The following is a 19,051-nucleotide window of genomic DNA, read 5'->3' on the forward strand; positions in this document are numbered from 1 at the left end:
TTTTGCTTCTTCTCCTGGAGAAATTATTTTTTTAACTCGTTTAAATATTCACTTACGATCTTAAAATCGTCAAAATCCTTTCTCACTCCGTTAATTTCCTGGTAGGTTTCATGGCCCTTCCCGGCAATGAGGATGATATCATTTTTACTGGCCAGCTGGCAGGCTGTCTTTATGGCCTGCAACCTGCTGGTAACCGACATTATTTTCTTAAAATGCTGCGGCTCCACCCCGGCCTCCACTTCTTCTATGATCTTATCGGGGTCTTCGGTACGCGGATTGTCGCTGGTAAACACCACCCTGGTGCTTAGGGCCGAGGCAATATGCCCCATTTTTGGCCTTTTTGAGCGGTCACGATCTCCCCCGCAACCCACAACCGTGATCAATTCTTCATTTTTGGTCCTTATGCTGTTAATGGTTTCGAGCACATTCTGTAAAGCATCGGGCGTATGTGCGTAATCTACAATGGCAGTAATCTTTCCTTCGGAAATGTAATACTGAAACCGGCCGCTAACAGCATTGAGCTCGCTAATGTGCTTCAGGCTTTCCAAAGTGCTTAACCCAAGTAATTCTGAAGCCGCATAAATTGCGAGTATGTTGTAGGCATTGAAGTTTCCTATCAGTTTGGTCCAGACTTCCTGCTCATTGACCTTCAGCAGCATTCCGCCAAATCCGTTTTCGAGGATCTGGGCTTTATAATCGGCTACAGACTTTAGGGCATAAGAGTATTTCTTCGCCTTTGTATTCTGAAGCATCACTTTTCCATTCTTGTCATCTCCATTGGTAAGGGCAAAAGCCGAAGCAGGAAGCTGGTCAAAAAAGGCCTTTTTGACATCCCTGTATTCTGCAAAACTTTTGTGGTAATCGAGGTGCTCGTGAGTGAGGTTCGTAAAAATCCCGCCGGCAAATTTCAATCCGGTAGTGCGGTGCTGGGCAATGCCATGAGAGCTTACTTCCATAAAACAGAACTCCACACCGGCCTCATTCATCTTTTGCAGGTATGAGTTGATGCTAAGGGAGTCTGGGGTGGTATGGGTGGCCGGAAATTTCTCTTCGCCCACCATTACATTTACCGTAGAAAGCAGGCCAACCTTATACCCGGCTTTTGTAAAGAGCTGGTACAGGAGCGAGGCCACGGTAGTCTTTCCATTTGTTCCCGTAACCCCCACCAGTTTAAGGTTTTCAGAAGGGTTTCCGAAGAAATTATCGGCCATAAAAGCCAGGGCCTCCTGTGAATTTTTGACTTTCACATAAGTAATCCCGTTGACGGTGTTGCCGGGCATTTCTTCACAGATTACGGCCAGGGCGCCCTGCTCAACAGCTTTAGCTATATAAGCATGCCCATCGGTTTGGGTTCCGCGAATAGCTACAAAAACATCATTGAACCCCACTTTCCGGGAATCAAAATGAATGTTGTTAACAGCAATGTTCGTATTCCCCACTACTGCTTCAAGAGAAACCCTGTATAATATGTCTTTTAAATAAATCAACTCAATTTTAATTTTATGGTAAGGCCTTCAGCAATGCTTGTTCCGGGTTTAACCGACTGCTGACTCACCTCTCCGTTTCCGGATATTTCATATTTCACCCCAAGATTTTCCAGGAGGGAAACTGCATCCATGGCAGGCATCCCCCTCAGGTCGGGCACTACTTTGCCCAGTTTCCTGGCGGCGGCATAATATTTTTCGTAATTCTTTTCAATAGCAGGGTCAACCCGCTCCAGCGTCTCAAACTCATCGAGCACAGGCGTATCTGTAAAGATCTTCTGGGCGATCCTTTTAAAGACCGGCCCGCTTACATCGGCCCCGTAATAACCGGTTTTGTTATTGGGCTTGTGAATCACCACAATACATGAATACTTAGGGTTCTCTACCGGGAAAAAGCCGACAAAAGAAGAAATGTACTGCGGATTCTGGGCCCAGCCCTCTTTCCAGTATTCGGTTTGGGCAGTTCCGGTTTTTCCGGCCATGGAAAAATTCGGGTCATAAAGCCCTTTTCCAGTACCCTTTTCAACCACATTTTTAAGCAGATCGGTAACTTTGGCCACAGTCTCGGGACTGCATATTTGTGGATCTATGATCTCTTTATCAAACTTCTCGATGGTCTTATCCCACTCTTTAACCTCTTTGATAAAGCGGGGTTTTACCATTTCGCCCCCATTGGCAATGGCGTTGTAAAATGTAAGGGTTTGCAAGGGCGTGATCTGGATACTTCCATACCCGTAAGCCATCCACGGCAGCGATAACCCGCTCCAGGTCTTATCTCCCGGAGTAGGAATATAAGGCGTGCCCTCGCCCTTGATGGCAAGGCCAAGGCTTTCATCAAGGTGCATGTCTTTTAGCCTGTCTACAAACTTCTCGGGCTGATCTTTGTAGTTCTCATAGATCAGCTTTACGATCCCCACGTTTGAGGAAACTTCAAAAGCTTTTCCTGCTGAAATTTTTCCGTAGCCCCCGTGTTTGGAATCCCGCACTCTTCTTCGGTAAATGATCATCTGGCCCTTCTCTGTGTCTACCACGGTACTGGTATCAATCACTTTATCTTCAAGAGCCACGATCATAGACATGAGCTTAAAGGTAGATCCCGGTTCATGGGCTTCCCCCACGGCATAGTTCAGTTTTTCAAAATAAGTGCCTTTGGAAGTGCGCCCCAGGTTTGAGATTGCCTTGATCTCGCCGGTTTCGGTTTCCATCACCACTACCGAGCCATGATCGGCCTCATATTTCTCCAACTGTTTCAGCAAAGCGTGGTGGGCGATATCCTGAATTTTCACATCTATGGTTGAAATAAGGTCATAGCCATCTTTTGGCTCCACCTCGTTATTGTCGCTTATCGGTTTCCACTGGCCTTTGGCGATACGCTGCTTTAAACGCCTGCCTTCCTTGCCCCTAAGATAGGGTCCAAAAGCACCTTCAAGGCCCACCCGTGTATAGTAACCGCTGTCGTCCTGCCGCTCGTAACCCACAGTGCGTTCGGCCATTTTCCCTAAAGGATGTTCCCGAACCGTTCTCTGCTCCACGATAATTCCGCCGCGGTTAGAACCCAGTTTGAACATCGGAAAATTCTTTACCTTAATATATTCTGAATATCCAAGGTTACGTGCAATAAGCAAATACCTGTGTTTATTAGCCCTGGCCGAACGCAGTTTTCGCACCCAGCGCGAAGAATCTTCCCCGAACATTTTGGCGAGTTCTTTGGCAAGCGGGCCCACATTTTCCTGGAAGTTCTTATCTGAAACCGTGACCGCATCAAACCTTATATCATATTTGGGTATTGATGTTGCCAGCAAATTACCGTTGGCATCGTAAAGATTTCCGCGGTTTGCCGGAATAACAAAATTCCGGTAAGTGCGCTGCTCGGCCATCTCCCGGTAATTCTCCCCCTCAACCACCTGTATATTAAGAAGCTTAAAGCCCACAGCAAAAGCAAGCAGGAACATAAAACCCGCCACTACGTAGATGCGATAAAGTATGTGCTTCTCGGTAGTTGCCATTACTCTTTTTCTTTAACTATGATCTTTGTGGGAGGCACATCAGACGGCTTGATACCCTTTTGCGCCATTCTCCCTGTAATTGTCGATTCCATTTTAAGCTTCATGAGGTTAGACCTGCCGTCAAGAAATTCTGTCCTCAACTCGAGCACCTCATCGTTAAGCCTCGCTATTTCATGCACCTTTTGTTCTGCACTGTGAGAGCTGCCAATCATAAAAATTGCCAGCACCGTACAAAAAAGGATAAAACGCCAGTTGTTAAAGGCGTCGTTGCTAATAAGAAACTTTCCTTTAAGGATGTTGTACAAACTCTCTTTCATACTACTCAGTTCTTTCGGCTATTCTCAATCTTGCACTGCGCGCCCTGTTGTTCTGCTTAATCTCTTCGGAACCAGGCACTATCATTTTTCCCACTTTTTGAAAAGGCACAGAAATATTTCCGTAGAAATCCTTTTCTGGCTCTCCTTCAAACATCCCGTTTCTTATATACCTTTTCACCAGCCTGTCTTCCAAAGAATGATAACTGATAAGGCTCAACCTGCCTCCCGGTTTCAGCAAAGTCTCGGTTTGAAGCAGGAATTCTTTGAGCACCTCAATTTCCTGGTTCACCTCTATTCTTATGGCCTGGTATACCTGCGCCAGAATTTTATGCTCCCGCCCCGCAGGCAAAAAAGGCTGCAACACCTCCTTTAATTTTTCACTGGTCGCTATCTCCCCGTCCTTGCGCGCAGAGACTAAAGTACGCGCTATTTTTGGGGCATTACGCAGTTCTCCATATTGGGAGAGCACTGTGCGCAGCTGCTTTTCTTCATAATTATTAACCACCTCAAAAGCGCTAAGGCTACTACTTTGATTCATCCTCATGTCGAGCTTTGACTCAAAGCGTGTGGAGAAGCCGCGTTCGGCCACGTCAAACTGATGGGAAGAAACCCCAAAATCACCCAAAATGCCATCAACTTTCTTTACGCCATAAAACCTTAAAAAGCGTTTTATGAACCTGAAATTCTCATTGATAAGGCTAAACCTTTCATCGTCGATCTTGTTCGCCAAAGCATCCTTATCCTGATCAAAAGCAAAAAGCTTTCCCTGGGGCCCCAATTTTTTAAGGATCTCCCGGGAATGCCCGCCACCACCAAAAGTCACATCCACGTAAACCCCCGAAGGCTGGATATTCAAACCATCTACACTCTCCTTCAGCAATACAGGGTTATGATAAGCCATTTCCTTCTACACTTTTATTACCCATTACACGTTCGGCAAGTTCAGCAAACTCTTCAGGCGGTGTATCTATAGCTTTCTCATACTCATCCTTATCCCAGATTTCAATAGTATCAATAGGAGAAGTAATCACCACTTCTTTATTGATGCCTGCAATGCGAATAAGGTCTTTTGGAATGAGAAGCCGCCCGTTGGTATCTACTTCTACAATTTTAACACCTGCCGTAAATTTTCTTATAAAGTCCATGTTCTCTTTAACGAACCTGTTGAGCTTCCCCACCTCCTGCATCAACTCGTTCCATCGCTGCATGGGATAGAGCTCTAAACAGTTTCCAAACAGGGAACGTTTAAGCACAAAACCGTCCTGAATGATGGGCACAAGCTGCTTTTTCATAGGCGCAGGCACCATGAGCCGGCCCTTTGCGTCTACTTTGCATTCGTATGTACCAATGAGATTTACCACTCCTACAGTTTATGATTCAAATATATTGAATTTTAAACCACATTTTACCACTTTTTACCACATTGTTGATAAATTTTCCCCATCTGCCCACTCAAGCACCTGTTAAACCAACTACTTGAAGCAGTTTTAGTTGTAAGAAGAATTTGTTAAAAAATTTTAGGATTTTTTTGAGTGATTCACCGGAAAAATGTGAAAATTGGGTCCCTGAAAATTATGGCAGCTTCTGCAAAATCGATATACTTGTAGGGAAATCATTATATTTGCGAAGCTAACAGCAAAGGCATCAATGGAAAATAATCTACGGGAAGAAGGAAAATTCAGTTATGTGGAGGAAGGTGAAGGAACACCAATTATCATCCTCCACGGTTTAATGGGAGGATTGAGCAACTTTGAAGGCGTGCTGAGTTTTTTCCCGAAAAAGGGGTACAAAGTTGTTCTGCTTAAATTACCTCTTTACGAACTCTCCCTTTTAAAAACAAGTGTTGCCACCTTTGCCAAATACCTGAAGGAGTTTATAGATCACAAGAACTATTCGAAAGTCATTCTTTTGGGGAATTCCCTTGGCGGCCACATCGCACTACTCTGCACAAAACTTTATCCTGAAGCTATCAAAGCCCTGGTAATCACCGGAAGTTCTGGCCTTTACGAAAGCGCCATGGGCGAAAGCTATCCAAAAAGGGGAGATTACGACTACATCAGGAAAAAAGCCGAAAATGTGTTCTACGACCCAAAAGTGGCGACCAAAGAAATAGTTGATGACGTATTTGAAACGGTTAATGACCGCAACAAATTGATCAAAACCCTGGCCATTGCCAAGAGCGCCATTCGCCACAATATGTCTAAAGACCTTCCAAAAATGCAAACTCCCACCTGCATTATCTGGGGCCGCAATGACAATGTTACCCCTCCCGAAGTCGCCGAGGATTTTCACCGCCTGCTACCCGACTCCGATCTTTACTGGATCGAGAAATGTGGCCATGCAGCCATGATGGAACATCCCGACGCCTTCAACGAGATTCTCTACAGGTGGTTTACCACCCGTAAATACTAAACCTGTCTTATGAAGATCAAATCGGCCGAATTTGTGATCAGCAATTCCGATGTTTCCAAATGTCCGGATAGCAAACTGCCCGAATATGCTTTTATTGGCCGCAGTAACGTGGGCAAATCCTCGCTCATCAACGCCCTCACAAACCGAAAAGATCTCGCCAAGACCTCTGGTCGGCCCGGAAAAACACAGCTCATCAACCATTTTTTGATCAACCAGAGCTGGTACCTTGTAGATTTGCCCGGCTATGGCTATGCCCGGGTGTCAAAATCGGCTAAAAAGACTTTTCAGAAGTTTATCACGCAGTATTTTGAGAAGCGCGAGCAAATGCTTTGTGCTTTTGTGCTCATAGACAGCCGCCATAAGCCACAGGCCATAGACATGGAATTTATGAGCTGGCTGGGGGAACACCAGATTCCTTTTTGCATCATCTTCACCAAAGCCGATAAGCTAAAACCCAATGCCCTGGAGCGCAATATTAAAAATTACCAGGAAGAAATGCTGCAGGTCTGGGAAGAAATGCCACAGTACTTTGTCACTTCATCGGCCAACGGGTTGGGAAGCGAAGAAGTTTTGGGATACATCCAGAACATCAACGACAACCTTAAGGAGTAGGCCCCAAAAATGCCTTTTTTGAAGGGGAAGTTTCTGCTACCAATACACGAATATTTCTTCGGAAATACACATAAAACATCATTCTGAAACTTTCTGAAAAGGTCCTGAAAATGTCATTTTTGAAGGCTAACCTTTCTGCCACGAATCCACGAACATTTCTTCGGAAATACTTCTGAAAAACCTGCTTATACGAAATTATTCTACCAAAAATATCAGGATGGAATTCTGAAAAAAAGGTTCTAAAATGTGATTTTTAGAACCTTTTTCAGCCTGGAATTCATATATAATCTCGTCTCAAAAATTTCAGGTTACTGACCACTAATGACTGATGACTAATGACTAATGACTAAAAAACTACTTCTTGATTTCCATTTTTTCGGCGAAGAAATCACAGAAATCTTTCATGGTATCTCTCATTTTGTCGTCCTGGGTGGCGCGGTAAAAGGTGTCGCTCATGGTGACGAGGGTCTGGTGAAAGAACATCTTCATATCGTCAAGCGGCATATCTTTGGTCCACAGGTCGATTTTTAGCGTCTCTTTTTGTTCGGCATCCCACATGGAAAGCAGCATGGCCTTGGCCTCCTGGTTTTCCACCCCTCCGTCTTCGGCGCTCCAATGGAGTTCTTCGGGTACGCGGTTTTCGTCTAAAGATACTTTAATATTGATATTTGATTTTTTTGCTATTGCCATTACTTTCGGGGTTTATATTTAGATTTATTGAATATGCTTTCTGCATCTGTCTTTATCATCTCCTCAACAGAAACGTCATTTTTTTCCATGAATTGCCGCACTATCTGCCAGCCAAGATATTGGCCCAGGCGTGGCGGAGCTTCAGCATCAAGTTCCAGAAAGAATTTAGAGAAAGGCGCCGGATACAAAAACCTCGTCTGCAGATCGGAATCTGAAGAATACAGCAGTTCCCGCTCAACAAAATAGCGCCAAATCTGGTCTTCATTAGCTTCAGCCCAGGCCAGTTCTTCAGGTAAATAGGTCATTTTTTGGGCTTCCGTTTTAAACGGCAGTAAAATATCTTTGAGGTACAGGAGCTTTCCATAGTAAACCATGTGCGCAAGGAAACTTCGTGAAGAAGGCCCGGGCACCAGGGTTTGAGCAAATGCTTCGGCGGCATCAACGGCGATTTGCTCTTTGCGCATTTCCTTTTTTATGTAATCCTGTACGCCTACATAGAGCGGGTGATCCATGCCCAAATACGTATCGAGGGCCACCAGCAGCAGGGAATCTGCCCACACCACCTGGTTGCGATAGTCAACATCAGAAGTGAGGGTAATTACCTTCGGAATGTTGCGCTCCGGGAAATAGTACTTTATATGCTGGAAAAGCTGCTCCAGCTCATCTTCTGTTTCCTTTAGATCGGGGAACTGGGTAGCTACGGCTTTGTTAAGCTCCAGTTGAATGGTGTCTTCCATTTTTTGTACCCAAAGAATGTCGGGATACTGCCGCGGAAAAAGGAAAGAAAATTCTTTTTTTAGGGCCGGCAGACTATCGGCTGTGGCATTTGCAAAGCGTTGATCAAATCTCTGCACCTCCAAATCTACAGGAATAGCTGCGATCTCTTTTTCCTTCCTGTCATCTTCGGCACAAGATAAAAGGCTGGCAAACAGGCAGTAAAAAAGGACTTTTTTTAACATAAGCAAATTAAGAATGGTTTAACGCAAGCTATTTCCAGATAATTGGCTGAAGAACTATATTTGTTAACAAAGATATATCTCCAAAAGAAACTGACCAACACTTATGAAAACTAAACAGGTAATTGATCACATTGTAAACTGGTTAAAAGATTATGCCGCTCAGGCCAAAATGAACGGTTTTGTGGTTGGAATAAGTGGGGGTGTAGATTCGGCAGTGGTTTCGGCCCTTTGCGCCAAAACCGGAATGAGAACTCTTTGTGTTGAACTTCCCATTCATCAGTCTCAAGACCAGGTGACCAGGGCACAGGAACACATTGGTAACCTCAAGAAGAAATTTGCCAACGTGGCCGATGTGCAGGTAGACCTCACTTCTACTTTCGATACTTTTTCCCAGGCAGTGCCCCAGGTAGAGGAAAGCCCAAAGCTGCATCTCTCCATGGCCAACGTGCGCGCAAGATTGCGTATGACCAGCCTTTACTATTTCGCAGGACTACACAATTACCTGGTAGCCGGAACAGGCAATAAAGTGGAAGATTTTGGCGTGGGATTCTTTACAAAATACGGGGATGGCGGTGTAGACCTTTCTCCCATTGCCGACCTCATGAAAAGTGAAGTCTACGAGATTGCCCGGGAACTCGATGTGATTAACAGTATTATAATCGCTGCCCCTACCGATGGCCTATTTGGCGACAGCCGCAGCGATGAGGACCAGATAGGAGCCAGTTACGACGAACTCGAATGGGCTATGAAGGAAGCCGAAAAAGGCAAAACGCAAGACGATTTTACAGGACGCCAGCAGGAAGTTTTTCACATTTACAAAATGCGGCATAATGCCAATAAACACAAAATGGAACCCATTCCCGTTTGTGAAATTCCTCTTGACCTGAAATAATTGCAGTTTATCGAAAAAATTATTTTTCGAGAGAATTAGGCAGTAAATTTCATTCTCCCCCTTACTTTACGATCGAAAACTATTAATCAGAAGATTATGATGGGAATGCCCATGGAATTTCTTGTGCTAAAATTCGAACAATGACTAAAATTCTAATTGCAGACCACCACCCCATAACCCGAATGGGAATTTCTTCTCTCCTGGAGAAGGAAGGGGTGTACGAAGTAGTGGGAAAAGTGACCAACGGGAAGGATCTTTTTAAAGCCTTGAAAACCAAAAATCCCGATGTACTGATCCTGGAAATTGACCTGCCCGAAATTAACGGAATCACCGCCTTACGAACCATAAAATCTGAAAACCCGGGAACAAAGATCCTCATTCTTAGCTGCCATCCCGAAGAGATGTACGCCCTCAATTCCATAAAGGCAGGAGCCTCTGCTTACCTCTCAAAAACGGCATCTACAGAGGTGCTTACCGAAGCAGTTCACCAGGTAGCACGCGGCGGCATCTACCTCAACAAGGAAATAAGTGAAAAAATTAATACCGGCACCACGAGAACAAACAACCTTGTTTCCCGGTACAAAAAACTTTCTACCCGTGAGATTGAAGTGCTCAACCTGCTTTCTACCGGGAAACGCAATAAAGATATTGCCGAAGCTTTGGATATTAATGAAAAAACGGTGAGCACATACAAGACCAGGCTGCTTAAAAAATTGAGGGTAGACAACCTTGCCGATCTTATTAACCAGGCACGCCTGCTGCAAATTAGACCTACATAACCCGGTTGAGCTTGCCCGAAAGGACTTTTTTAAGGGAAATGTAATCCATAATATCCTGTAGAATACCGGTTGATTCTTCGGGGGGAACTTCCTTAATTTTGCGGTTGAGTTCGTTTATTTTCCTGTTGACAAGATACCTCCTTAAAGCCAGAATGGTCTCATTTACGAGTCGGCCGATTTCAGCTTTTTTCCCCTTCACAAAAATTTCCATCCTCTCCCAGTCGTGAAGCACATACTGCTCTTCGTCCATTAGAATACTTGTAACTTCCGAAGCATTTTCAGGCGCGAGCTCATTCACAAAAGTGTCTATAGAAAATTCCTGCTCTTCGTTGTATTTCTTAATGACCAGCTGATAGATCTTCTGAAAATGTTCATTGGCAAAAGCCACCTCATCTTCCTGCAAATCAAGAAAGATCTTTTCGTATACCTTGGCCCTCACTATTTCGGGTTCCAGGGAGATCTCGCCTTTCTCGTCAACTTTCACCACCAGGTCTTCAAAATCTTCTTCTATCATGCCATAATGCAGCAAAAGGCTTATAATAGTTCGCTCCAACACATAGAGTTCATCAACTTTCACCTGTGGCCCCGGCTCATCCCTCACTACTTCAAACTGCTTCGTTTTCTTTGGTGCCGATTTAGCAGTTGATTTCCCGGACAACTGGGCCAAAGTGGTAAACAAAACATCTTCAGAAATATCCATGATGCGCGAGGTCTCCTGCACATAAACTTCCTGCTGAATATTATCCGGAATTTTGGAGATACTGCTCACCATATCCCTGATAAGGGAAGCTTTCTTTACCGGATCATTCTTTGCCTCCTCCATCAACAGGGAAGCTTTATAATTGATAAAATCCTTGGAATTATGCTCCAGGTAAAGCCTTATATCTTCTTCGGAATTCTTCTTTGCAAAACTATCGGGGTCTTCTCCTTCCGGGAAAGCACACACCTTCACGTTCATGCCCTGCTCCAGAATAAGATCTATCCCTCTAATGGAAGCGCGCTGCCCTGCGGCATCGCTGTCAAAAAGTACCGTGATATTCTTTGTGAGGCGGTTAATAAGCCTTATCTGTTCTGGCGTCAAAGCCGTTCCCGAAGAAGAGACCACATTTTCTATCCCCGCCTGGTTGAACTGTATCACATCGGTATATCCCTCTACCAGGTAACAGTTATCTTCTTTGGCGATAGCCTGTTTGGCATGGTAAATCCCGTAAAGCACCTTGCTTTTATGGTAGATCTCGCTCTCGGGACTGTTGAGGTATTTCGCAGCTTTTCTGTCATTCCCGAGTATCCTGCCGCCAAAACCCAAAACCCTGCCCGACATTGACTGAATGGGAAACATCACCCGGCCTTTAAACCTGTCGAACTGTTTGTCCTCCTTAACTATAGTAAGCCCGGTCTTCTCGAGGTATTCCAGCTTATAACCTTTGCCCAGGGCTTCATTGGTAAAGGCGTTCCAGTCATCAAGACAATAGCCCAGGCCAAATTTAGCAATGGTTTCATCGGTAAATCCGCGCTCCCTGAAGTAGCTCAGGCCAATTGCCTTGCCCAATTCGGTTTTAAGCAGGTTATCCTGAAAGTACTTTGCAGCAAACTCAGATACCAGGTACATGCTTTCCCGCTCATTGGCCTGCTCCTTTTGTTCCTGGCTCTGCTCGGTCTCCTCCACCTCAATATTGTATTTATTGGCGAGGTATTTTATAGCTTCAGGATAAGTGAAATGTTCGTGTTCCATCAGGAAAGCCACCACATTTCCACCTTTTCCGCTGGAGAAATCTTTCCATATCTGCTTCACCGGAGACACCATGAAACTGGGTGTGCGCTCATCGCTGAACGGGCTCAATCCCTTGTAGTTACTACCCGATTTCTTCAGGTTCACAAAATCACCCAGCACCTCCTCTACGCGGGAAGCTTCAAAAACCTTATCTATGGTGTTTTTTGAGATCACTTTTACTGCGGAAATTTTGGCAAATGTAAGCTATCTAAAAAAAAGAAAAGGATCAGGCTATTGAAAATACTTACCTGGTTTTCCTGTGAGGCTTTATTGTATATTCTCTTCTAATGATACTCACAAGCTCAATTTTGCAGGGTTTTGCCGGCAGTCCCAGATGGTGAGGATGAGGATATTTAATACGTATCACAATGAGATTATACTATTTGAGACCTCCTTCTATTTCCTTTACAGATTTACCCCAGTAAAAATATGGCCTCCTTATAACATCTAATTTTTTTCTAATAATTCATTATGGGAATTTTTTGTATATATCCTTGCGGTGCAGTACAGTCACAAAGCGTATAGTGTTTGGTTTAAGAAACTGTATTCCCATTCTATAATCCCCAATTTTAACTCTGTAGTAATTAGAATAGCCAACAATTTTCCTGACATTTTTAAGATCTTTTAAAGTCGTTGCTTCTGCATATTCCAGAATTAAAAATTCAATAGCTTCAAAAAGTTTTTTGTCCTTAATTTTATCAAGTGCTTTTTCAAAACTGCGATCAAATTCTAATTCCATTATTCCCTGAGTTTCTTCAATATTGAAGTCTTGCTCACATCCCTACCGGTTATTTCCGTATCCATGATTTGCCCTAAAAGAAAATCTTCCTGCTCTTCCTTAGAAAGGATTTTTCCTTCTTCTCCCAATCTTTTAACCAGTTCAAGAATTAACTCGGCATTCCCAGATTTCTTTGTATTAATAATTAAAGTATCCATTTGTCGTGATATTGTTCTTTGTTTTAAAGATAATAAAAAACGGAATCTTTCTTACTCTCAGGTATGGAGCTGATAAATACAGTAATCCTTTATTTTATTGAAAGTAACGACTAATTCACATCAAATCTCAATCCCACAGAAATATTATGTAGATCGGTAGCCTGATCTTTAAAAATCGTATTAAGATCGTACTTCACATACAAGGCTGTGCCACCAAGGCCCACATATCCGCTAAGGCCGTAGATAAAGTCATTGGTGTTGTAATCACCTTTCAGTTTCTCCTTTACCTTCTCCCCGTCTTCTTCGTACTTCAGTTTTTGACGTTCTCCCAGGTTCACCCCTGCGTAACCCCCCAGCCCAATCTTGAATTGATTTCGGGTTGAGAACCAAACGCTGCGGGGAGATTCCACTTTCTTTGAAGGGCCAAATTCAAAGTGTACCGGGAAAACCAGGTGATCCATTCTGAATTTCGACTTGTCAAGTTCCAGCGGAAATTCTTCAAGTCCGATCTCTCCCTCATCCTCTACAAAATAGCGGTTATCTGTAGGTTTTAAGCCGTTAAACTGAAAGGAAAACCCATACCTCAACCTCATAAAATTAGATTTTTCGAACACCCGGGTCCTCCATGCCATCCCAATTTCAAAGAAACGGCTGCCCCCTACTTTAAAATCTGAATCATTGACCGACTGCCCGTCGGCCAAAGCATTATTGAAACCCACCGCCATTACAAGGTGCGTAGAAGTGCGGCTGTAACGGCTTTTGTCAAACCAGTTGTCATCCTCCTGGTCTTCCATTTCTTCTGCTTCACCCCACGACCATTCATCGCGACTTTCTTCCCTTGTAAGTAAAGCGATCTGGTTATCGATAATGGCCACGCGGTTTTGAATGTTCATTGCGCGTTTTCGGGCTGCCTCACTTTTCAGCTTTTCGGCTTCTTCCCAGTCAATTTCTTTTGCTTCGGCACGCCGGTTTATGGCCTCCACTTCTTTTTTAAGCTCCTGCTTTTCTTCGGCGATGATCTGCTCCTTCTGCTGTTCAAGCTGTTCGATCTTTTCTGAATTCGTTTGTTCCTGGGCTACAGCCGGGTTAACAACTACCGAACAAAAGATGAGGAGCATTAAAAAGATATTTTTTTTCATGGTTCTGGTTTTTAGAGGCTTTTAAATAAGCCCGTTAATTGATTGATTGATGAATTGTTTCGTATTAAAAATCGCGATTTGCCACTGCCGTTTTAGCTCGTGAAATGCCTTCTTTTACCACTTCAAAGACCTTTTGCCTGAAAGACTGCTCCAGCTCGTATTCTACCTGGTAAAGCAGGTCTTTAGAATTTACCGTAAAAACAGTATCAGCTTTTAATTCGGCAGTTGCCAGCAATAGCAGGGCTTCCACCTCATTATCACTCACTGCAGCACGGTTTTCATTTACGGCAACTTCCACATTAGCTTCGGCAGGATAGATTTCTTTTAGCGGCTTTTTTTCTTCGGTTACTTCGGAAAAATTCCCCGAAGCTACTTCGCTTTCTGCTTCAGAAACCATAGCTACAGGGGCCTCAAAAATGGCATTTTTGACAGGTGTTTCTTCTGAAGCTTTCTCTTCCTCTTCTGCTTTTTCGTTTTCTTCAGCAGCAGCTATTTGAATCATTTCCGGCTCTAAAGTTTTTTCTTCCAGCACGGGTGGTGCAGGCTTTTCCTCTACCAGTTGTGGTTCTTCCGAAGTAAATGGGGTATTAAAATAGGTCTCCACCACAAAGAAGAAAGTGGCAACAGCTGCAACTGCGCTTATCCACAGCAGGTAAGGCCGTTTTTTCTTTTTGTGCTCCAGCCGCTGTTCCAGCTTTTCCCAGCCACTGGCCGAGGGCCTGATCTCCCTGCCATCGAGCAGCTTTTTTAGGTTCTTTTCAAATCTTTCCGGTTCCATATTCTGTCCTGTTTTCCTGTGCCAGCTTTTCCTGGAGCATTTTTCGCGCCTTGAAAAGCTGCGATTTAGAAGTTCCTTCTGAAATATTCAGCATTTTTGCTATTTCATGGTGCTTATAACCTTCAACAGCATACATTAAAAACACCATTTTATAACCCTCGGGCAAACCGTCTATCACCTCCTGAATGTGTGCCGCATTAAATTCAGAAGTGAAAGAGTATGAAAAATCTGCATTTTCGGGCAGCTCGTCTTCAGCAAAAATGTTGCGCTTATTGGTTCTGAGAAAAGAAATTGCCTCCCGCACCATGATCTTGCGCATCCAGCCTTCAAAACTGCCTTCCTCCCTAAAATCTTCCAGGTGGGTGAAGACCTTAAAAAAGCCGTTGAGCATCACTTCTTCGGCGTGATGCAAATCTTTCACATATTGCCTGCAAATGCTTAACATCTTCCCCGAATTTTTCTCATAGATCTTTCGCTGTGCCTGCCGGTTGCCCGCAGCCGCACGTTTTATCAACAGAGCATCATTTTTAAAGAGTTGAATTACTTTCACCTGCTTAGCTTTTCAAAAGGCCTTCTATTAACATAGACGAGTGAAAGTTACAAAAGGTTGCCTGAGGCTTTAGATTTTTTTCAAAATAAGCTGTGGCAGCTTCATTCAAATCTTCTCAAAAAGGGAAATTCAAGTGGAGATTAACAGGCCTCAGCCCAATAGAAACAAGAAAAAAACTTATCTTAGAGGCTTTTAACACCCCTACCTTATGCGCTATTTTTTAAGCTTTTGCTTCCTCTTTATTTACTGCCTCTGCCCCGCTCAGGAACGTTTTTTAGACCTCATTTTTGAAGTTGCTCCCGCCCTTACCGAAACTTATGCCGTAAAAGACGCCGAAGCTTTAAAACTGGATATTTATACTCCTAAAAATGATACTGCCCGCTCAAGGCCTTTGATCGTTTTTATGCATGGCGGCGGATTCTCTGGCGGCTCCCGTGCACATGAAGATCTGGTGAAATTTTCGCAACAAGCGGCCCGCAAAGGCTACGTGGCGGTTCAAATCTCTTACCGCCTCACCCGAAAAGGCCGGTCTTTTGGCTGTGATTATGAAGCTTCCGGAAAAATAGAAACCTTTCAAAAAGCTGCTGAAGATTTTATGGATGCCGTGCAATTTCTGATAACAAATGCTGAGAAATACCGCATCAATCCCGAACAGATCATTGTGGGCGGCAGCAGTGCCGGCGCCGAAGCCGTTTTAAATGCGGTGTACAACCCCCAGCTCATGTTCAGCGAACCGGGTAAATATAAAAATATAGATATCGACGGGGTTTTCTCTCTGGCCGGTGCCATTGTTGACGCCCGCTACCTCACTGCCAAAAATGCCGTTCCCGGCGTATTTTTTCACGGCACTAAAGACAAGCTCGTGCCCTATGCCACCGCGCCACACCATCTTTGCGAACCAGGTGCGCCAGGTTACCTGATGCTGGACGGCTCAAAAACCATCGCCCAAAAACTGAAGGACCTCAACACCTCCTACCTGTTGTACAGCTTTGAAGGCGGCCAACACGAGCATTCGGGGATGCCCTTTAATGAACTCGATCAGGTTTTCGATTTCTTCCACCGGGTTTTCCTCAACAAAGAGCAGCTCCAGATAGAAGTTGGGCGCTAACATTTAAAAACCTTTAATCATGAAAACCACCTGTTCTTTCTTCCTTTTTGTTCTTTTAAGCAGTACGGCAATCGCCCAGCGACAGGTGCAAAGCCTTAATTCGGCCTGGATTTTTTCTTCGGAAGTTCAGCCTGAAAAAATTGTGAATATTCCTCATACCTGGAATGCCGAAGACGCATTTAAAGACGGGAAGGAATATTTCCGCGGAAAAGGAACCTACACAAAAACCCTCTTTGCCCCTCAAAAATGGCAAAATAAACAGGTTTTCCTGAAGTTTGAAGGCAGCAACCAGGTGACCGAAGTTTTTGTAAACGGCACTTCTGCCGGAAAACACATTGGCGGCTATACCGGATTTGTCATTGATATTTCTGAAGAATTGAAGTTCGCTTCCGAAAATGAACTAAAAATAGTCGTTGACAACAGCCACGACACCAATATCCCGCCGCTGGATGCCGATTTCAATTTTTACGGCGGAATTTACCGCGATCTCGAATTAATTATCACCGATAAACTTCATTTTGAACTGGAAAATGCTGCTGCGGGCAATATTTTGGTTCGCACGCCCCAAGTTTCAGAAGAAAAGGCCCTGGTACAGGTAGAAGCCAGAGTGGTAAATGACGGTGAAGCTTTCAGAAATGCCATTGTAAGCTTAGAAATATTTGATCCCAATGCTCAAAAATTAAAAAAACTGACTAAAAAAATCCGGTTAAAAGCAAAGGAGTCAAAAAATGTCATTTTTGAAACCTCAGTAGAAAACCCCGCCCTCTGGTCTCCCCAATATCCGCAGCTGTACAGTTTTGAGATCAGTTTAGCGAACGGGAAATCTTCAGAAAAGCTGGATGAATTCAGTTCTAAATTCGGATTTCGCTGGTTTGAAGCCGATCCCGAAAAAGGCTTTTTCCTGAATGGAAAACCAATTAAACTTATTGGTGCAAACCGACACCAGGATCTACAAGGACTGGGAAATGCACTTCCCAACTCCATTCACAAAAGCGATTACAGGATGATCAAAGAAATGGGGGCGAATTTTGTGCGTACTGCTCATTACCCGCAAGACCCCGAAGTTTACAGGATCTGTGATGAGCTGGGACTCATCGTGTGGTCTGAAGTGCCGGTGATCAACGATGTCACCGCGACAGACGAGTATCACAACGTGGCCCTGCAAATGCAGCAGGAACAGATTCAGCAGTTTTTCAACCATCCATCGGTGATCTTCTGGGGTTATATGAACGAGATCTTCATTCGGCTGGTTTTCAACAACGAGTTGACGGAAAGCGAAAAAGAAGACAAAATTGAAACCTCTGTAGCCCTGGCCGAAAAGCTTGAAAAGTTCACCAAAGCACTCGATCCTCACCGACTGAGCGTGATGGCACTGCACGAAAATGAACTTTACAATACCTCGGGAATTGCCGACATTCCCGAGGTGATTGGCTGGAACCTCTATTTTGGCTGGTATTCGCCGGGGCTTGAAAACTTCGGGAAATTTCTTGATGAGCAGCACGAACGCTATCCAAACCGGCCACTCATCATTTCGGAATACGGGCCGGGCGCCGATGTGCGCATCCAGACCGAAGATCCCAAACCCTGGGACTACAGTGAAGCCTACCAGTTAAAATTGCACCGCAGCTACATCAATCAGGTGCTGGCACGTGACTTTGTGGTGGGAATGGCCGCCTGGAATTTCGCCGATTTTGGTTCCTCCTTCAGGCAGGACGCCATGCCTTACATCAACCAGAAAGGCCTGCTCAATTTTGACCGCAGCAAGAAGGATATTTACTATTACTACCAGGCGAGACTGTTAGATGAACCAATGATCTATATAGCCGGGGAGAATTATGAACAAAAATTTCCGCAGCATAAAAATGACCCAATTAGCATCCCGGTTTTTTCAAATGCTGAAAGGGTGAGCCTAAGCATCAATGACAGTCTTAAAATTTCTTCGGAAGTAAATGACGGAATCGCATTTTTTGAACTGCAGCTTCCCGAAGGAACCCACCAGCTCACCGCCACCACCGGCGACATCTCCCACTCCAGAACCATCCACGTGCTCCCCAGAAAAGACCTTCTGAAAAACCTCGACAGGCCGGATTTGTCCATCAATGTGGGTACACATGTGAATTACGAAGATCCCGTAACAAAAGAAATCTGGATCAGCGACCAGCAGTATGAACCGGGCGGCTTTGGTTATGTGGGCGGCGAGGTATACCAGAAATCGGCTTCCAAGTTCCAGGGCACGGCTTCAGATATCCAGGGAACCGGGAATGATCCGCTGTTCCAAACCATGCGCGAAGGCATCGAAGCTTATAAATTTGATGTGGAAGCAGGCACTTACAGAGTCACCTTATTGTTTGCAGAACCCGAGTTCAATGCTTCCGAAGAGAACATTTACAACCTCAACACTTCCGAAGAAAAGAAACCGGAAAGAGTGCGGAGTTTTGATGTGAAAATTAACGGGAAAATTGTTTCTGAAGACCTTAACCTGGCACGCGATTACGGCCGAATTCGCGCCGTAGAAATTTCTTATAGGGTGAAGACAGAAAGAGGTATTAGCGTAGAATTTTCTGAAAATGCAGGCAGATCGCTGCTTTCAGGAATTAAACTGGAAAAATTATAATGTA

The 19,051-nt window shown here is 44.3% G+C and carries 19 protein-coding genes; 6 read left to right on the forward strand and 13 right to left on the reverse strand.

Going from position 1 to position 19,051, the window contains the following annotated elements:
* Window positions 1–23: 23 nt before the first annotated feature.
* Genes JRG66_RS04370 through mraZ form a run of 5 tightly spaced genes read right to left on the reverse strand, consistent with a single transcriptional unit; the run spans window position 24 to window position 5,168 of the window.
* Window positions 24–1,487: a UDP-N-acetylmuramoyl-L-alanyl-D-glutamate--2,6-diaminopimelate ligase gene (locus JRG66_RS04370; RefSeq protein ID WP_265164532.1), complete on the reverse strand. Its 1,464-nt coding sequence runs from the start codon at window positions 1,485–1,487 to the stop codon at window positions 24–26.
* Window positions 1,484–3,490, reverse strand: a complete 2,007-nt coding sequence (locus JRG66_RS04375; RefSeq protein ID WP_265164533.1) for a PASTA domain-containing penicillin-binding protein — start codon at window positions 3,488–3,490, stop codon at window positions 1,484–1,486. Before JRG66_RS04375 ends, JRG66_RS04370 begins: the two co-directional genes overlap by 4 nt.
* A complete protein-coding gene (locus JRG66_RS04380; protein ID WP_265164534.1) occupies window positions 3,490–3,807 on the reverse strand; it encodes an FtsL-like putative cell division protein in 318 nt (105 codons plus the stop codon). The genes JRG66_RS04375 and JRG66_RS04380 overlap by 1 nt, the downstream gene beginning before the upstream one ends.
* 1 nt (window position 3,808) lies before the next feature.
* Complete coding sequence (rsmH, locus tag JRG66_RS04385; RefSeq protein ID WP_265164535.1) at window positions 3,809–4,708, reverse strand: 16S rRNA (cytosine(1402)-N(4))-methyltransferase RsmH; 900 nt, start codon at window positions 4,706–4,708, stop codon at window positions 3,809–3,811.
* Complete coding sequence (gene mraZ, locus JRG66_RS04390) at window positions 4,695–5,168, reverse strand: division/cell wall cluster transcriptional repressor MraZ (protein WP_265164536.1); 474 nt, start codon at window positions 5,166–5,168, stop codon at window positions 4,695–4,697. The genes rsmH and mraZ overlap by 14 nt, the downstream gene beginning before the upstream one ends.
* Before the next feature lie 286 nt (window positions 5,169–5,454).
* Here mraZ and JRG66_RS04395 point away from each other — a divergent pair, with 286 nt between their 5' ends.
* Together JRG66_RS04395 and yihA are read left to right on the forward strand one after the other, a co-directional pair.
* Window positions 5,455–6,219 (forward strand): alpha/beta fold hydrolase, encoded by a 765-nt coding sequence (locus JRG66_RS04395; protein WP_265164537.1) that lies wholly within the window; start codon window positions 5,455–5,457, stop codon window positions 6,217–6,219.
* A gap of 9 nt (window positions 6,220–6,228) precedes the next feature.
* Window positions 6,229–6,831, forward strand: a complete 603-nt coding sequence (yihA, locus tag JRG66_RS04400; protein ID WP_265164539.1) for a ribosome biogenesis GTP-binding protein YihA/YsxC — start codon at window positions 6,229–6,231, stop codon at window positions 6,829–6,831.
* A 354-nt stretch (window positions 6,832–7,185) separates the two neighbouring features.
* Here the strand turns inward: yihA and gldC are convergent, their stop codons facing one another.
* Both gldC and gldB read right to left on the reverse strand, forming a co-directional pair.
* Window positions 7,186–7,521: a gliding motility protein GldC gene (gene gldC, locus JRG66_RS04405; RefSeq protein ID WP_265164541.1), complete on the reverse strand. Its 336-nt coding sequence runs from the start codon at window positions 7,519–7,521 to the stop codon at window positions 7,186–7,188.
* On the reverse strand, window positions 7,521–8,480 hold the full coding sequence (gldB, locus tag JRG66_RS04410; RefSeq protein WP_265164542.1) for a gliding motility lipoprotein GldB: 960 nt from the start codon (window positions 8,478–8,480) through the stop codon (window positions 7,521–7,523). The genes gldC and gldB overlap by 1 nt, the downstream gene beginning before the upstream one ends.
* A gap of 103 nt (window positions 8,481–8,583) precedes the next feature.
* On the opposite strand from gldB, the gene nadE reads away from it, so the two are divergent.
* Entirely contained in the window at window positions 8,584–9,372 is a 789-nt protein-coding gene (gene nadE, locus JRG66_RS04415; RefSeq protein WP_265164543.1) for an NAD(+) synthase, read from the forward strand.
* Between the two features lie 140 nt (window positions 9,373–9,512).
* Window positions 9,513–10,151, forward strand: coding sequence for a response regulator transcription factor (locus tag JRG66_RS04420; RefSeq protein ID WP_265164544.1), 639 nt, complete (start codon window positions 9,513–9,515; stop codon window positions 10,149–10,151).
* Here the strand turns inward: JRG66_RS04420 and dnaG are convergent.
* The 6 genes from dnaG to JRG66_RS04450 form a co-directional block, all read right to left on the reverse strand.
* Window positions 10,144–12,096 carry a DNA primase gene (dnaG, locus tag JRG66_RS04425; protein ID WP_265164545.1) on the reverse strand — a complete coding sequence of 651 codons (1,953 nt, stop codon included), beginning with the start codon at window positions 12,094–12,096 and terminating at the stop codon, window positions 10,144–10,146. The genes JRG66_RS04420 and dnaG overlap by 8 nt on opposite strands.
* Window positions 12,097–12,391: 295 nt before the next feature.
* Window positions 12,392–12,661 carry a type II toxin-antitoxin system RelE family toxin gene (locus JRG66_RS04430; protein WP_265164547.1) on the reverse strand — a complete coding sequence of 90 codons (270 nt, stop codon included), beginning with the start codon at window positions 12,659–12,661 and terminating at the stop codon, window positions 12,392–12,394.
* Window positions 12,661–12,858: a hypothetical protein gene (locus JRG66_RS04435; RefSeq protein WP_265164548.1), complete on the reverse strand. Its 198-nt coding sequence runs from the start codon at window positions 12,856–12,858 to the stop codon at window positions 12,661–12,663. The genes JRG66_RS04430 and JRG66_RS04435 overlap by 1 nt, the downstream gene beginning before the upstream one ends.
* 110 nt (window positions 12,859–12,968) lie before the next feature.
* Entirely contained in the window at window positions 12,969–13,997 is a 1,029-nt protein-coding gene (locus JRG66_RS04440; RefSeq protein WP_265164549.1) for a hypothetical protein, read from the reverse strand.
* Between the two features lie 64 nt (window positions 13,998–14,061).
* A complete protein-coding gene (locus JRG66_RS04445; protein ID WP_265164550.1) occupies window positions 14,062–14,775 on the reverse strand; it encodes a hypothetical protein in 714 nt (237 codons plus the stop codon).
* Entirely contained in the window at window positions 14,756–15,325 is a 570-nt protein-coding gene (locus JRG66_RS04450) for an RNA polymerase sigma factor (protein WP_265164551.1), read from the reverse strand. Before JRG66_RS04450 ends, JRG66_RS04445 begins: the two co-directional genes overlap by 20 nt.
* Window positions 15,326–15,533: 208 nt before the next feature.
* On the opposite strand from JRG66_RS04450, the gene JRG66_RS04455 reads away from it, so the two are divergent.
* Complete coding sequence (locus JRG66_RS04455; RefSeq protein ID WP_265164552.1) at window positions 15,534–16,433, forward strand: alpha/beta hydrolase; 900 nt, start codon at window positions 15,534–15,536, stop codon at window positions 16,431–16,433.
* Between the two features lie 19 nt (window positions 16,434–16,452).
* A complete protein-coding gene (locus JRG66_RS04460; protein ID WP_265164554.1) occupies window positions 16,453–19,047 on the forward strand; it encodes a glycoside hydrolase family 2 TIM barrel-domain containing protein in 2,595 nt (864 codons plus the stop codon).
* Window positions 19,048–19,051: the final 4 nt, after the last annotated feature.

The sequence above is a fragment of the Salinimicrobium tongyeongense genome (assembly GCF_026109735.1).
Lineage (GTDB): Bacteria > Bacteroidota > Bacteroidia > Flavobacteriales > Flavobacteriaceae > Salinimicrobium > Salinimicrobium tongyeongense.